Source organism: Dactylosporangium sp. NPDC000555 (genome assembly GCF_040300025.1).
Lineage (GTDB): Bacteria > Actinomycetota > Actinomycetes > Mycobacteriales > Micromonosporaceae > Dactylosporangium.
The window spans coordinates 138,596-153,567 of sequence record NZ_JBEPDB010000008.1; the positions used below are offsets into that span (position 1 = coordinate 138,596).

13 protein-coding genes are annotated in these 14,972 nt (G+C 70.7%); 8 read left to right on the forward strand and 5 right to left on the reverse strand.

Going from position 1 to position 14,972, the window contains the following annotated elements; translation table 11 throughout:
• Positions 1 to 120 precede the first annotated feature (120 nt).
• From murJ to ABT297_RS08245, 7 genes are all read left to right on the forward strand, one after another.
• Positions 121 to 2,061, forward strand: coding sequence for a murein biosynthesis integral membrane protein MurJ (gene murJ, locus ABT297_RS08215; RefSeq protein WP_350546121.1), 1,941 nt, complete (start codon positions 121 to 123; stop codon positions 2,059 to 2,061).
• 336 nt (positions 2,062 to 2,397) lie between these two features.
• Positions 2,398 to 3,915, forward strand: coding sequence for a protein kinase family protein (locus ABT297_RS08220; RefSeq protein ID WP_350546123.1), 1,518 nt, complete (start codon positions 2,398 to 2,400; stop codon positions 3,913 to 3,915).
• Positions 3,916 to 3,942: 27 nt separating this feature from the next.
• Complete coding sequence (gene sigM / locus ABT297_RS08225) at positions 3,943 to 4,635, forward strand: RNA polymerase sigma factor SigM (protein ID WP_350546126.1); 693 nt, start codon at positions 3,943 to 3,945, stop codon at positions 4,633 to 4,635.
• Complete coding sequence (locus tag ABT297_RS08230) at positions 4,632 to 5,546, forward strand: RsmA family anti-sigma factor (RefSeq protein ID WP_350546130.1); 915 nt, start codon at positions 4,632 to 4,634, stop codon at positions 5,544 to 5,546. The genes sigM and ABT297_RS08230 overlap by 4 nt, the downstream gene beginning before the upstream one ends.
• Positions 5,547 to 5,638: 92 nt before the next feature.
• The gene (trxB, locus tag ABT297_RS08235) at positions 5,639 to 6,565 is read left to right on the forward strand and encodes a thioredoxin-disulfide reductase (protein WP_350546132.1); all 927 of its coding nucleotides are present in this window, start codon (positions 5,639 to 5,641) and stop codon (positions 6,563 to 6,565) included.
• A 36-nt stretch (positions 6,566 to 6,601) separates the two neighbouring features.
• Positions 6,602 to 6,937: a thioredoxin gene (gene trxA, locus ABT297_RS08240; RefSeq protein WP_345120626.1), complete on the forward strand. Its 336-nt coding sequence runs from the start codon at positions 6,602 to 6,604 to the stop codon at positions 6,935 to 6,937.
• A gap of 260 nt (positions 6,938 to 7,197) precedes the next feature.
• Positions 7,198 to 8,379, forward strand: coding sequence for an N-acetylmuramoyl-L-alanine amidase (locus tag ABT297_RS08245; protein ID WP_350546135.1), 1,182 nt, complete (start codon positions 7,198 to 7,200; stop codon positions 8,377 to 8,379).
• A 48-nt stretch (positions 8,380 to 8,427) separates the two neighbouring features.
• On the opposite strand, the gene ABT297_RS08250 is transcribed toward ABT297_RS08245, so the two are convergent.
• The 5 genes from ABT297_RS08250 to rsmG all read right to left on the reverse strand — a co-directional run bounded on the left by ABT297_RS08250 (position 8,428) and on the right by rsmG (position 14,047).
• Positions 8,428 to 9,108, reverse strand: a complete 681-nt coding sequence (locus tag ABT297_RS08250) for a GNAT family N-acetyltransferase (RefSeq protein WP_350546138.1) — start codon at positions 9,106 to 9,108, stop codon at positions 8,428 to 8,430.
• Positions 9,109 to 9,252: 144 nt separating this feature from the next.
• Complete coding sequence (locus ABT297_RS08255) at positions 9,253 to 9,975, reverse strand: hypothetical protein (RefSeq protein ID WP_502885529.1); 723 nt, start codon at positions 9,973 to 9,975, stop codon at positions 9,253 to 9,255.
• 503 nt (positions 9,976 to 10,478) lie between these two features.
• Positions 10,479 to 11,510 (reverse strand): ParB/RepB/Spo0J family partition protein, encoded by a 1,032-nt coding sequence (locus ABT297_RS08260; RefSeq protein ID WP_350546140.1) that lies wholly within the window; start codon positions 11,508 to 11,510, stop codon positions 10,479 to 10,481.
• Entirely contained in the window at positions 11,507 to 12,316 is an 810-nt protein-coding gene (locus ABT297_RS08265; protein ID WP_502885524.1) for a ParA family protein, read from the reverse strand. Before ABT297_RS08265 ends, ABT297_RS08260 begins: the two co-directional genes overlap by 4 nt.
• Before the next feature lie 1,044 nt (positions 12,317 to 13,360).
• Complete coding sequence (rsmG, locus tag ABT297_RS08270) at positions 13,361 to 14,047, reverse strand: 16S rRNA (guanine(527)-N(7))-methyltransferase RsmG (protein ID WP_350546143.1); 687 nt, start codon at positions 14,045 to 14,047, stop codon at positions 13,361 to 13,363.
• Positions 14,048 to 14,249: 202 nt separating this feature from the next.
• Here rsmG and ABT297_RS08275 point away from each other — a divergent pair.
• The coding region (locus ABT297_RS08275) for a transposase (protein WP_502885525.1) at positions 14,250 to 14,972 on the forward strand (723 nt) is incomplete at its 3' end.

Consider the following 14,972-nt stretch of genomic DNA (forward strand, 5'->3'; position numbering starts at 1 on the left):
CGAGGGTAGCGGCCGCGTGTGGATCCCGTCGCGCGAAATCCGCCGTGCCTCCGAAGTGTCGGTGGGTGCCACTATGGTCTGTGCTGCGAGCGGAAGCACGGCCGAGTCGAGGTGTGGCGAATGGATCCGGGAACGGACCCGGCACAGCACGGGGGCTGGAACAACGGGCCCACCGTCCAGCGGCGCCCGACCGGCGGCGCCCATCGCGCCCCTGATGAGCCGACCGAGGTGCTGCCGCCGGCCCCCGAGCCGCGCTCGCCCGCACCGCTCCCTGCTGACCTCGGTCAGCCCGTCCGGCTGCACGTCGGCCGGCGGCCGGAGGGCATGACGGTCGACCCGGCCAACGCGCCCACCGTCGCCCTGCCGCTGGTCGCCCCGCGCCCGCAGGTGGTCGTCGACGCGCCGGTCGTGGAGGAGGCCGCCCCGCCGACCGCGGCCGACGACGACAGCACCGGCACCGTCGTGCGCAACAGCAGCACGATGGCGATCCTCAGTCTGGTCAGCCGGGCGACCGGCTTCATACGGACGGCGGCGATCGCGGCGGCCATCGGCGGCCGGCTCGTCGGCGGTGACTACACGCTCGCCAACAACCTGCCCAACCAGGTCTACGAGCTGCTGCTCGGCGGTGTGCTGGCCAGCGTGCTCATCCCGACCCTGGTCCGGGCCCGCAAGGAGGAGTCGGACGGCGGCCAGGCGCACGCCCAGCGGCTGGTCACCCTGGCCGCGGTCGCGCTCGGCGCGGCCACCGTCATCGTCGTGATCGCCGCGCCGCTGATCACCGCCGTCTACACGCTCGGCAGCGACAAGGTGACGGCGGCCGACCGTCACCTGATCACCGTGCTGGCCTACCTGCTGCTGCCGGAGATCTTCTTCTACGGCATGGCCGGCATCTTCGCCGCGATCCTCAACGTGCGTGGCCACTTCGCCGCCCCGATGTGGACGCCGATCCTCAACAACGCCGTCATCATCGTCACAGCCGGCGTGTTCATGCTGGTCCCCGGCGGTAAGCCGCCGACCCCCGAGACGATCAGCCTCACCCAGATACTGGTCCTCGGCCTCGGCACCACGCTCGGCATCATCGTGCAAACTGCCGGTCTGTGGCCCGCGCTGCGCAAGACCGGCTTCCGCTGGAAGTGGCGCTTCGACTTCCGCAAGCTTCACCTGCGCGAGCTGGCCAGGCTCAGTTCCTGGATGCTGCTCTATGTCGGGGTGAATCAGCTCGGCATCACCGTCGTCATGGCCCTGGCCAAGAGCAACGAACTCAACGGCGGCGACGGCCCGGCCGTGTTCAACAACGCCTTCCTGATCTTCATGATGGCCCACGGCATCGCCGCCGTGTCCGTCATCACCGCGATCATGCCGCGCATCTCCGCCGCCGCGGCCGACGGCCGGTTCAGCGACGTGACCGACCGGCTTGCCCAAGGCAGCCGGCTCGCCTCGGTGATCCTCGTCCCCACCGCCGCGATCTACGTGGTTCTCGGCCGCCCGCTCGGCGTGGCGCTGTTCAAAGGGGGCAGCTACGACTACGACCAGGCGATCGCGACGGGCTCGGTGATCGCCGCGGCCGGCCTGGGTCTGGTGCCGTTCGCGCTGAGCCAGTTGCAGACGAGCGTGTTCTACGCGCTGCGCGACACGAAAACGCCGGCCCTGGTCAACATCGGCGGCGTGGCCGTCCGCCTGGCGCTGGACATCGCCTTCTACTTCGTCCTGCCGGTCGCGGTGGTGACGACCTCGCTGATGGTGGGCACAGCCCTCTCCTACGTCGTGGCGCTCATCGTCGGCTACGTGCTCCTGCGCCGCCGCCTGGGCCGCCTGGGCCTGCGCCAGCTGCTGGACACCCTCATCCGTCTCGGGGTGGCGGCGGCCGCCGGCGGCCTGCTCGCGCTGGGGGCCTCGTGGGTGATCGGCCAGATCATCGATCCGGGCAAGCTGCAGGGCATTGTGCAACTGCTGGTCGGCAGCGCGGTGCTGCTGGCCGGATACGCGGCGGGCGCCATGTTCCTGAAGGTCCCGGAGGTCCGGCAGTTCGCGGGCATGGTGCGGTCGCGACTGGGTCGCTGACCGTGTCCCCGCTGCGTGGCCGACCTCGCGCCGTCAGGCCGGGCGCAGGGACTGGCCACCGGCCCGGCCGGCGGGGCCGCTGGGCCGGCGCGGTCCGTGGCGGGGGGACTGCGACGATTCGGTGAAGAGTCGGTTAGAGGCAAATGACGGTGATGTCCTGCATGGGTGATCAATTGGCCTCGCGCAGGGTGGTCCGGAGATGATGACGTGTCGGAGACCGAACTGGCGACAGGTAAGGTCAACCCCGGCGCCGTGCCGAAGCGCTTAGGCTTAGTGACTGCGACTCGCGTTACGACAGACGCCACAGGTCGGCACACGGATCGGAAGGGAGGACGGGTGGCTGAGCTCGACGAAGGGCTTGAGGCTTCGGGGGGCACCCCCCAGGTCCTGACCTTCGGCACCCCATCCGTCGGTGAAATCCTTGCCGAGCGATACCAGCTCGAAGAGCACATCGGCAACGACTCGCTGGGCCGTCAGCTGTATCGCGGCATCGACGTCATCCTGCGCCGCCCAGTGGCGGTGGTCCTGCGCCACCCCGGCGGGGAGAGCGCCAAGGAGATGCTGGCCGCCGCGGTCGCCGCCAGCCGCCTCGTCCATCCGCACCTGGTCGGCGTGTATGACGCGATCGACGAGGGCCACCGTGCCTACGTTGTGCGCGAATGGGTGGACGGCATCGCGCTGCGCGACATCGTCGCGTCCGGGCCGCTGGACGCCGGGCGGTCGGTCGCCATCGCGTGGGCCGTCACCGACGCCGTCGCGGCACTGCACGGGACAGGGATGGCGCACGGCAACGTGCACCCCGGGACCGTCCTGGTCGCGAACGACGGGCGGGTGGTCCTCACCGACGCGCGGGCCGACGACGGGGCGACGCCCGAGGCCGACGTCCGGGCGATCGGCGCGATCGTGTACTGCGCGCTGACCGGGTACTGGCCCCACGCGGAGGCCGGCTCCTACTCGGTGCCCGACGGCGTTCGCGACTCCTCCGGCGCGCTGCAGACGCCGCGGCAGGTGCGTGCCGGCGTTCCGGCAAACCTGGACTCGCTGGTCGCCGACCTGCTCAACGCTGACCTTCCGCTGCCCTCGGCCGAGTCGCTCGCGGGTGAGCTCGCGTCGTTCGGCGGCCTTGAGGAAGAGGAGATGGCGGGCGGGGAGAGCGGGCGCGTCGACTTCGACGCCTTCGACTCCGCGGCCGCGTCCACCGTCCAGCCGAAGCCGGCCGGGCGCAAGCTGGCCATCGGCGTCGTCGGGCTGCTGGTGCTCGCGCTGGCCGGCACGCTGGCCGCGGCGCGGGTGCTTGGCGACCCGGCCATGCCGGAAACGCCGGCCCCCACGACGTCGGGGACGACTGCCTCGCAGCAGGCCCAGCCGCCCGGGCAGCCGACCGAGCTGAAGATCGACCCGAGCAAGGTGCGCATCGTCGACCCCCCGCCGGGCACCCGCTCCGAGGTCAAGGACGCGGGCAACACCGTGGACGGGGATCCCAGCACGGTGTGGAAGACCGAGCGATACAACAAGGCCGACTTCGGCGGCCAGAAGCCGGGCATGGGCGTGTGGATCGACCTCGGCGAGGAGAAGAAGGTCATCTCGGTGCAGGTCGTGCTGCAGACGCCGGGCGCGGACGGCGAGTTGCGCACCGGCACCGCCGACCTCGGCAGCGGCAGCTCGCAGGACGCGGCGACCATGGCGCAATACACGGTGGTCGGCGAGCCGCGGCAGGGCATGAGCGCCACGACTCTCTTCAACGGGCCGGAGCAGAAGACGCGCTACCTGCTCGTGTGGATCACGAAACTGCCGAAGGACAACACCGGCAAATACCGGGTGGCTATCGGAGAGATAACCGTCCGCGTGCAGTGACCCCGCGGACCGGCGCTGGTCGATAGGGTGCGTGCCGTGGACGTTGCCGAGCCGGGCGCGCGCGAGGTGCGCGACGACGCATGGCTGCTGCGCGCCCACGCCACGGGCGATCCGAACGCGTTCGCCGAACTGGTGCGGCGCCATCGAGACCGGCTGTGGGCCGTCGCCCTGCGCACGCTCGGCGATCGCGAGGAGGCCGCCGACGCCCTGCAGGACGCGCTGCTGTCGGCGTTCCGGGCGGCGGGCGGCTTCCGGGGCGACTCGGCCGTCACCACCTGGCTGCATCGGATCGTGGTGAACGCCTGCCTGGACCGCATCCGGCGGCGGCAGGCCCGCCCGACGGTACCGCTGCCCGAGACCGACGTCACACCGGCGCCGGCCACCGACCGCGACACCGCGATGGACGTACGGCAGGCGCTGCGACAGATCCCGGCCGACCAGCGCGCCGCGCTTGTCCTGGTCGACGTGCAGGGCTACGGGGTCGCCGAGGCGGCGGTGATACTCGGCGTCGCGGAGGGCACCATCAAGAGCAGGTGCGCGCGCGGCCGGGCCCGCCTGGCGGTGCTCCTCGGCCATCTACGGAACCCGGTCGACGGCGGCCGCGTCCCATCTGACGTCCGGCCATCTGAGGTCCGGGCCGCTGCCGAGGTCCGGGCCGAAGCAGCGACCGATGTCGCCGGCGACGTCCCATCCGCGTCCGGAAAGGAGGGTGGCGCGTGACGGCCTTCTCCGAAGCCGACCTCGACCGGCTCGCCGACTTCGTCGGCGGGGCGCTTGACGGCACCCCGGAGGCGGACGACGTACGCCACCTGGTGAGCACCGACACGAGCTGGGCCGAGGCGTACGCGATGCTCGTGACCGCCGACGCCGCCATGCGCGACGAGCTGCACGCGCTGGGCGCCGAAGCTCCGGCGGTACCGCTGGACGTGCAACAGCGGCTGGACGCGGCCCTGGCCGGGGCGAGCACCGCGCCCCCGGCGGACGCCCCGGTGGTTGATCTGGCCCGGGCGCGGGAGGCGCGCAGACGGCGCCGGGCACGCTGGACCATCGGGCTCGCCACGGCGGCCGCGGTGATCGTCTGCGGCGGCGTGGGTGTGCAGGCGATCCGGACGGGCACCGCGAGCCTGGACAGCACCACGTCGGCGGTGCCGGACCGCGCCGACGCGCCCGACGGCGGCCAGACCCGATCGAGCTCCGGGGCGGGCGGCTACATGGCCGGCAACTCGCCCGTGATCAGCAGCGGCCGGGACTATGGGCGCGGCCAGCTCGGCCAGCTCGCAGGCGGCCAGCCCGGCCCCGACGTACGCAATAGCGGCAAAAGCGACGTGCGGGGCGAGGGCGCCGCCGGCACCGCGTCGATCGAGGCAGGCGCGCCTACGGGCGTGCCGAGCCCGCTGGCCCGGCTGAGCGCGCCCGCCGCCCGGGCCGCCTGCCTCACCGCGATCACCAAGGAATACGGTGGTCAGGTGTCGCTGGTCGACTACGCCGCGTTCGAGGGCCAGGCAGCGCTCGTGGTCGTCGTCGACGGCACACGGGTCGGGGGCGGCAAGCGGCTGATCGTCGTGGTCGGGCCCGACTGCGGCGTCGGGGGCGCCATCGCCGACGAGCGGTATCGGACCACCGCCCCGTAGCGGTGATGTGGCACACGAGTCACAGCCCAACGGGAATGGCCGCTTCGTAGGATGACGTTTTGCTGGCACTGGCTGAAATTCGAGGAGTGACCGTGGACGAGGTCCGCAACCTGATCATCGTGGGATCCGGTCCCGCCGGGTATACGGCTGCGGTCTATGCCGCCCGTGCCAACCTCAAGCCGCTGGTGATCGAGGGGGTCACCTCCGGTGGGGCCCTGGTGACCACCACCGAGGTGGAAAACTTCCCAGGTTTCCCGGACGGCATCAACGGGCCCGAGCTCATGGACAGCATGCGCAAGCAGGCGGAGCGCTTCGGCGCCGAGTTCATCACCGACGACGCGACCCGCGTGGCCCTGGAGGGCCCGGTGAAGAGCGTGTGGGTCGGCGAGACCGAGTATCGCGCCAAGGCCGTCATCCTGGCCACCGGCTCGGCCTGGCGCCCGCTGCAGGTCCCTGGCGAGCAGGAGCTGCTCGGCCGCGGCGTGTCCTCCTGCGCGACCTGTGACGGCTTCTTCTTCCGCAACGAGCGGATCGTCGTGGTCGGTGGCGGCGACTCCGCCATGGAGGAGGCGACCTTCCTCACCCGGTTCGCCACCAAGGTCACCATCATCCACCGCCGCGACGAGTTCCGGGCCAGCAAGATCATGGCCGAACGCGCGCTGGCGAACGAGAAAATCGAAGTCCTCTGGAACAGCGTCGTCACGGAGGTCGTGGACGGCGGCGGCCGCGTCGGCGGCGTGCGGGTCAAGAACGTCGTCAGCGGTGAGGAGACCGAACTTCCGGTGGCCGGCGTGTTCGTGGCGATCGGCCATGACCCGCGCAGCGAGCTGTTCCGTAGTCAGGTGGAACTCGACGACGAGGGCTACGTGAAGGTGGCCGCGCCGAGCACCCGCACCAACATCGAGGGCGTGTTCGCCGCAGGCGATGTCGTCGACCACACGTACCGGCAGGCGATCACCGCCGCCGGCACCGGTTGCGCCGCGGCCCTCGACGCCGAGCGGTTCATCGCGGCGCTGTAAGCAGCGGTTATCGAAAGCTTGAGAGAAGGAGAGCGCATGGGAGCCATCCAGCCCGTCAGCGACAAGACTTTCGAGGTCGATGTCCTCAAATCGGATATTCCGGTTCTGGTGGATTTCTGGGCGGAATGGTGCCAGCCGTGCCGCAAGATCGAGACCATGTTGAACGAGATCGCCGCCGGCGAGCTCGCCGACAAGGTGAAGATCGTCAAGGTCGACATCGACAGCAACCCCGAGACCGCGCGTGCCTACCAGGTCCTCTCGGTGCCCACACTGACCGTGTTCAAGGGCGGCGAGCCGTTCCGGTCGGTCGTCGGGGCCAACCCCAAGAGCGCGCTGGTACGTCTGATCGAGTCAGCGCTCGACCCGGCCTGAGCGCTCGCCCGGACGCACGCCCCGTCTCCCGAAGCTCGCGGAGGCGGGGCGATTCGTTGGTGTGGGTCGCGCCTGCCTGGGCAGGGGCGCTGTCGGTGTTTCGGCTCGGCCCGCCTTGCTTTGGGCGCGCCGGTGGGGTCGCGGGAGAGTACGCTGCCTCGCGGGCGTGGCGCCGCCTGGGTAATTCGCCCCATTACGGCGTGCTCGGCCGGGCACGTACGATTTCCGTCGCGGGGCCACAGGCTTTTCAGGAGGACCATATGCGGGCAATCCGGCGCGGGGCGCGGGGAGCGGCGGTAGCCGAGATCCGCGGCATTCTTGTCGTGCTGGAGCTGCTGGAGGACCTCCTGCCCTCGGATCCGACCGCGGGCTACCCCGAGTACGACGCGGACGTCGAGCGGGCCGTGCGCGCCTTCCAGCAGAGCCGCGGCCTGACCGTCGACGGCGAGGTGAGCGACGAGACCTGGCGGGCGCTCGACGCGGCCCGGTGGCGGCTCGGTCAGCGCGCGCTCTTCCACACCGTCGCCGACCCCTACATCGGCGACGACGTGCGTCAGCTGCAGGAACGCCTCCTCGAGATGGGGTACAACCCCGGCCGCGCCGACGGCATCTACGGCGGGCTCACCGCGCACGCCGTCGCCCAGTTCCAGCGCGAGGTCGGACTGCGCCCCGACGGCGAATGCGGGCCGGCCACTGTCGGCGCGCTGCGCCGGCTCGGCCGCAAGGTCATCGGCGGGCGTCCGCAGCTCCTTCGCGAGGCCGAGGCATTCCGCGAGTCCGGCCCGACGCTGCTCGGCAAGCGCATCGTGATCGACCCCGGCCACGGCGGCCCTGAGGCCGGCCACGTGGTCCCTGACGGCCCGCTCCGGTGGGTGGAGGCCGACCTCGTGTACGACCTTGCGGCCCGCCTGGAGGGCCGCCTGGCGGCCGCGGGGATGCGGGTGAACCTCACCAGGGGCCCGCAGCCCGTCAACGTCCTGAGCGATCGTGACCGGGTGCAGCTCGCCAACGATCTCGGCGCCGACCTCCTCATCTCCATCCACCTCGACGGGCATCGCAGCCCGGCCGCGGACGGCGTGGCCACATACCACTACGGGTCCGTCACCGGCCCGACCTCGGTCGTCGGCGAGCGCCTCGCCGGGCTCGTCCAGCGCGAGATCGTGGTGCGCACCGGGCTGCGGGACTGCCACACGCACGCGAAGACGTGGGAGCTGCTGCGGCTCACCAAGATGCCGGCGGTGCGGGTCGACGTCGGCTACCTGACCTCGCCCTCCGACCGGCAGCAGCTCATCGACCCGGCGTTTCGCGACCGGGTCGTGGAGGCCATCATGGCCGCGGTGCAGCGGATGTATCTGCCGGTCGAGGCGGACGTGCCGACGGGCTCGATCGACGTCAGCCTCCTGCGGGCACTGACGACTTCGTCCCCGGCACCCACCGCCTGATCCGGTTTTACGGTGGCGCGACCTCTACGGTGACGCCGCCCGCGCGCCTCAGCTCGAGGTCATCTCGCGCGTTGCCGGACGAACCGGGAGAACCGGGCGGAGCAGCGACTCCGGACTCATCGAGCCGAGGAGCTTCTCGAGCGCGTACTCGACGTCGGACTTCCACGACAGGGCCGTGCGCAGTTCGAGACGCAGCCGCGGATAGCGGGGGTGCGGCCGCACCGTCTTGAAGCCGATCGACAAGAAGAAGTCGGCCGGCGCCAGGCAGCCGCGCTCGTTGCGGCCCGCCTCGTCGACCTCGCCGAACTTCGCGTCGCCAAAAGCCTCGATCGCCTTCACGCCGCGCTTGGTGAGGTCGCGGGCGACGCCCTGGACGAGCATCCGGCCGAGCCCGCCGTCGGCGAACGGCTGGACGACGTGTGCCGTCATCAGCAGTACCGCGTCAGGGGAAACCGGCGAGGTCGGGAATGCCATGCTGCGCGGCACATACGCCGGCGGGGCGAACATCACGAAACCGGCCGGCATGCCGTCGACGTAGACGAGCTTGCCGCACGAGCCCCACTCGAGCAGCGTCTGCGAGACCCAGGCCTCCTTCTCCAGGCCCGGATCGCCGTTGGCGCAGGCGCGGTCGGCCGCGACCGGGTCGAGTTCCCAGAACACGCATTCGCGGCACGATCGAGGAAGATCCTCGAGAGTGTCGAGCGTCAGACTGACGAGACGTCGCGACATTGGCCCATCTCCACCGCACCTGGCATTAGCTCGTCATGATGGTACGCACTCACGATCCACTGCGGGAGCCCATCCGCCTACAGCTCCTCGCGCCGGGGATCCCGCACCGTGTGTGCCCGTTCCTTTCTACCCCCGGGATTCGTTCTACCCGTGGCGCCCGGGTTCATCCCGCGGCTCTTTCGAAACGTCGTCGGGCGCGGCGCCGTTGCCCGCGGCCGGCTCCGGGACCACGACGTCGTTGTTCTCCTCGGCGGCCGCGGCCGGCTCGAGCGCGTCGTCGCGTTTGCGCGTGGCGAGCGTCGTCGGCGCGGTCCAGTTGATGCGCGGCGGCTCGGCGAGCGGTTGGCCGCCGAACTCGGCGAGCCACGCCGCGACCATCGCCAGGTTTTCGCGCCAGCGCTCCTCGGGGATCGGCGGGAGGATGTCGTCCCACAGCGCGAGGAATGTGCCCTGGAGCTGAAGCCGCCCGTGTGGCCGGGCGAGGAACCACACGTGCAGGTGCGCGGCGCCGTCGCCCCACCGGTTCACGTGGACCCGGGCGACCCCGTCGAGCGAGCGGATCGCGCGCTCGAGCCGGACCGTCATCACGCCGAGCTCGGCGGCGAGCATGTTCGGCAGGTCGCCGAGGTCGAGGTGCGAACGGGACTCGAGGATCAGCACGGCCGGCAGGCCCGTGGGGCGATCGAGCGCGCGGACCCGCCAGCGGTCGCTCACCCAAATGTAGGCCTCATCGGGCGCCGCGCATGCCCGGCACTCCGCAGGGTTGTCGCCGTGGCGCGGCGGCTCGACCGGCACGGGCTCGAGGAGGCGCTTGACTCGGAGGTCGCCCTCGAAGGGGAACGTCGGCCAGTACGTAAAGGCCGGCAACGGCTGCGGCGACCGCTGGGCCGACGCGTGCGCGGGATTGGTGGGCGTCCCGGGCGCGGCCGGGCTTGCTGGCATCTCAGGCACGAAGCCGACCCTAGCCGAATCGGGGCCTGGTGTCCGCACCCTGTGGACAGCCGACGCCACATCGGGAGTTATCCACAGGCTGAACGATGTCGCCCGTCGGCGACTGACTCCCCGGCGCTCGGCCTGGGCCTGCGTTCATCCACAGGGGCGCGGTCAATGTAGCGCGTGGTTTCACGTGAAACGAGAGAGCCTGTGGATAACTCCTGTGGACAAAATTGCGTGAGAGCCATTCTCTCAAGATTCGCATCTGCCCGGACTTTCGCTCCCGCGAGTTCCGAACGGCCCGTTTTGGGCGTTTAGAGCTCGGCGGGGTGACCGGAACCCACTGCGCCGCGATAGCCGGCATCCTGGACGCTCTTGGCAAACGTCGAGGGCCGAACCCGTCTCGGGTCCGGCCCTCGATTCGCAGTCGATCGTCGCTATTGCTCGCGCTGACCGGCCGAGGGCTCGTCGGGCACGCCGATGATGCCGACGATCCGCTCAAGATCGTCGACCGTCGCGAACTCGATCGTGATGCGGCCCTTGCGACGGCCGATGTCGACCTTGACTCGGGTGTCGAACCGGTCCGCGAGGCGGTCGGCGAGATCGGACAACGCCGGCGCGTGCGGCTTCGGACGCCGCTGCGGGGAGGTCTGCTTCTTGGTCGAGCCGCCCTCCGAGATCGCGAGCGAGACGAGCTCCTCGGTGGCGCGCACCGACAGGCCCTCCGCCACGATCCGGGTCGCCAGCGACTCCTGCTCCTCTGAGTCGTCGAGGCCGAGCAGCGCCCGGGCGTGGCCCGCGGAGAGGACGCCGGCCGCGACCCGGCGCTGGACCGGGGCCGGGAGGTTCAGCAGGCGGATCGTGTTCGAGATCTGGGGCCGGCTGCGGCCGATACGCTTGGCGAGATCCTCGTGGGTCGCGCCGAACTCGTCGAGCAGCTGCTGGTATGCGGCTGCCTCCTCGAGCGGGTTCAGGTTGGCCCGGTGGATGTTCTCCAGGAGCGCGTCGCGGAGCATCGCATCGTCGCGCGTCTCGCGGACGATCGCCGGGATGACCTCCCTGCCGAGCGCCTGGGCCGCCCGCCAGCGGCGCTCGCCCATCACGAGCTCGTACTGCTTCTCGCCATCCCCCTCGCGCAGCTCGCGTACGACGATGGGCTGGAGGAAGCCGACCTCCTGGATCGAGGTCTTCAGTTCCTCGATCGCCTCATCGTCGAAGACCTGCCGCGGCTGCTTGGGGTTCGGGATGATCGCGCTGACCGGGATCTCGGCGAAGCGGGCGCCCGGCACCGGGGCGAGCGTCTCGACCGTCGGCTCGACGGCGACGACGCCGTTCGGGACCACCTGTACGGGCGGCGTTGCGAGCGCGGTCGCGGTCGCGGCGCCGGTCGCGTCATCGACCGGCGCGGCGGCGGTGGGAATGAGGGCACCGAGCCCCCGCCCGAGACCTCCACGTCGGTTGGACTTCATGCGACCCCTCCCACCCGCGCACCCTGTGCGCCACGCAGCGCGATCTCCCGCGCCGCCTCAAAATAGCTGATCGCACCCCGGGAGCCTGGATCGTACGTCATGACCGACTGGCTGTAGCTCGGCGCCTCGGACACCCGCACGTTACGAGGGATGACGGCGTTCAGGCACTTCTCCCCGAAGTGGTTGCGCACATCCTGCTCGACGAGGTCGGCCAGGCGCGTGCGCCGGTCGTACATCGTCAGGAGCACGGTCGTGATGTCGAGCATCGGGTTGAGGTGGGACCGGACCAGCTCAATGTTGTTCGTGAGTGCCTGCACGCCCTCGAGCGCGTAGTACTCGCACTGGATCGGGATGAGGACCTCTTCGGCGGCCACGAGCGCGTTGACCGTCAGGAGGCCGAGCGACGGCGGGCAGTCGATGAAGATGTAGTCGTAGTTGTTGCCGCCCGCCTCGATGGCGCGCTTGAGCCGCGACTCGCGGGCGACGACCGAGACGAGCTCGATCTCCGCCCCGGCGAGGTCGATCGTCGCCGGTACGGCCCACAGGTTCGGGATGCCCTCGACCTGTTGGGTTACCGCGTTGAGCGGGGCGCCATCGATCAGGCAGTCGTACACGTCCGGGACGCCGGAATGGTGGGGAACGTTGAGTCCGGTGGAGGCGTTGCCCTGCGGGTCGAGGTCGATCACCAAGACGCGGTTGCCGTGTAGCGCAAGGGCGACGGCGATGTTCACCGCGGTGGTCGTCTTGCCCACGCCGCCCTTCTGATTGGCCACACACATCGTGCGGCGCCGTGGTGGACGGGGCATCGTTATCTCCCCGCTCGGGTTGAGAATCTCCACGGCGCGCTTTGCCTCCTGTGCCAGCGGGGGATCTTCAGTTTCACGTGAAACGTACGCGTCAGTCATGGCGCCCTCGGTATCCGCGGTGACGACGGACGGGTGCGGCCGGGGGGAGGGTGGGTTCCGTCGTCCGGACCTCACCTCGGCCGGAGAAGCGTCGACCGTTGGCGATACTCCCCGGCCGTAAAGCGTACCGGTTGATGATCGCTCGGAGGGTGCGGCGACGTTAAACTCTACCGTGCCCCCGCGTGTCGGCTCGAGCTCGCGCCCGGCCTGGGGAACGCGTCCCGGCTCGAGTTGCACTGGTTCGAGTTGCCCCGGCTTCGGCCCTCGTGTCGGCTCGACGGGCCTCGGCGCCTCGACGTCGTCGGCACGCGGCTGCGGCACCGCTCGTCCGGCGGGGCGGACGCCCCAGCCCTCAATCCCCGTTTCACGTGAAACATGACCGTCTGCATCGCCGTAGCCTGGACTATCACCGCTGTCGCGCACCATGTCAGTCCCGTCCCGCTCGGAAAGATGTGCACCCTCGGCCGCCTCGTCCGCCGGACGCGATGGAGCGGTCTCCGGTGCCGGCGCGCTCGGAGGGCCGGAGTCCGGTGTACCTGAGGTCTGGGTACCCGAACCGGGTCCGCCGGAAGCCCGCCGGTCGGAGCTCAGCCCGTCGAGACCCGTCCCGTCGGTACCGAATCCGTCTTCACTCGCTCTCTTGGAGCGCGTTCCGCTCGGATCCGTTCCGTCCAGGCCGGCCTTCTCAGGGCCCGTTCCGTCGGACAGAAGAGTGGCGCTGGGCCAGCCTACGGCGCTTCGCCTGGCGGAGCCATGACTGACCGGCGCGTCGTTGGGCTTGTCACCCCGACCGGTGCGCCAAAAGACCAGAAATCCGTCAACTCGGCGGAGCGGGCCGCCGAGTTGCTGTGTCGGTGACACCGGCCAACCGATGCCGACCGCCCTGCCGTCCCCCATGAGTGCCTCCGCGTTCCCCCTTGCCCGGGGCCGCGGTTCGCCCCCGGGTCACCGGCCGCGACGCCCCCCGGACTGCTTCTTGGGGCGCGCGACTTCCCGCTCGCGCACGATCTCGACCACGGTGGTGGGCTCGGCGAGGAGGGCATCCCCACACGTGCGCACCGAAGGAGTCCCCGCACCGAGCCGGACGAGCGCCTCCGCGTGCTCGGCGATCTCGGCCGAGGCGGAGGCACCCTTCATCGCGAGCAGCCGGCCACCCAAGGCGGTGAGGGGGAGACACCAACCGGCGAGCCGATCGAGCGGAGCGACTGCCCGGGCGGTGACGACGTCGGCGAGCGGGAGCTTGCCGACACACTCCTCGGCCCGGGCGCGGACCACCGTGGTCCGGTCGAGCCCGAGGGTCGTCACCGCTTCGGCAAGGAATGCGGTACGTCGTGCGAGCGGCTCGACCAGGGTGACGGACAGGTCGGGACGAGCCACTGCCAGCACCATACCGGGCAGACCGGCCCCGGATCCGACGTCGATGACCGTGGCACCCGACGGGATGAGATCGGCGACAACGGCGCAGTTGAGGAGGTGGCGTTCCCAGATGCGCGGGGCCTCTCGGGGGCCAATGAGGCCGCGCACGACGCCATCGGTCACGAGGAGCTCCGCGAACCGGTGCGCCACGGGGAGACGATCGCCGAAGACCTTCTCCGCGACGGGGAGGATTTCGCTGGGCACTGCACCGTCCATGACGTCAAGCAAACCATGCTCCGCCGCGACCTCCCGGACGCGGGTCGGAGGGCTATCAAGCCGCCCGTGCGTGTTTCACGTGAAACAGCGGGCGACTGTCCACGTTTCGGGCGGGGCTTGTTGCCCTGGACGCCTCCCGGCCCTCCAACGCCGCTGGGGCCGACCCGCCAGACGTGCGGGTACAGCGTCTGCGTGGAGGTTCATGCTCCACGACTCGCCCGCCGACCGTCTGTACGCCCGCCTGTGGTTTCAGTCAGAGCAGATGCCGATCAAGGCGATCGCGCGGCGGTTGCATCTGTCGCGCAACACGGTGCGCAACGCGGTGCGGTCGGTGCAGCCACCGAAGTATGCGCGGGCGCCACGCGGGTCGATCGTTGATGCGGTCGAATCGCAGATCCGGTCGCTGCTCAAGGAGTTCCCGGACATGCCGGCGACGGTGATCGCCGAGCGGATCGGGTGGACCCGGTCGTTGACGGTGCTCAAGGAACGGGTCGCGGCGCTGCGGCCGGTGTATGGGCCGGGTGAGCGGGCGCAGTGCGATCTGTGGTTCCCGCCGGTGCGGGTGCCGTTGGGGTTCGGGCAGGCGGACTCGCCGCCGGTGCCGGTGATGGTGTCGGGGTATTCGCGGTGGCTGAGCGCGGTGGTGATCCCGACCCGCAACACGGCGGATCTGGTCCTGGGGCAGTGGGCGGTGATCCGCCAGCTCGGGGCGGTGCCCAAGGAACTGGTCTGGGACAACGAGTCCGGAGTGGGCCGCTTCGGCGGTGGATCGCCGAAGCTGACTGCCGGGTTCACCGCGCTGCGCGGAATGCTGGGCACCCGGATACGGATTCTGCGGCCGCGGGATCCGGAGTCGAAGGGCCTCGTTGAGCGGGCCAACGGCTTCCTGGAGACGTCGTTCCTGCCCGGGCGGCACTTCACCGGC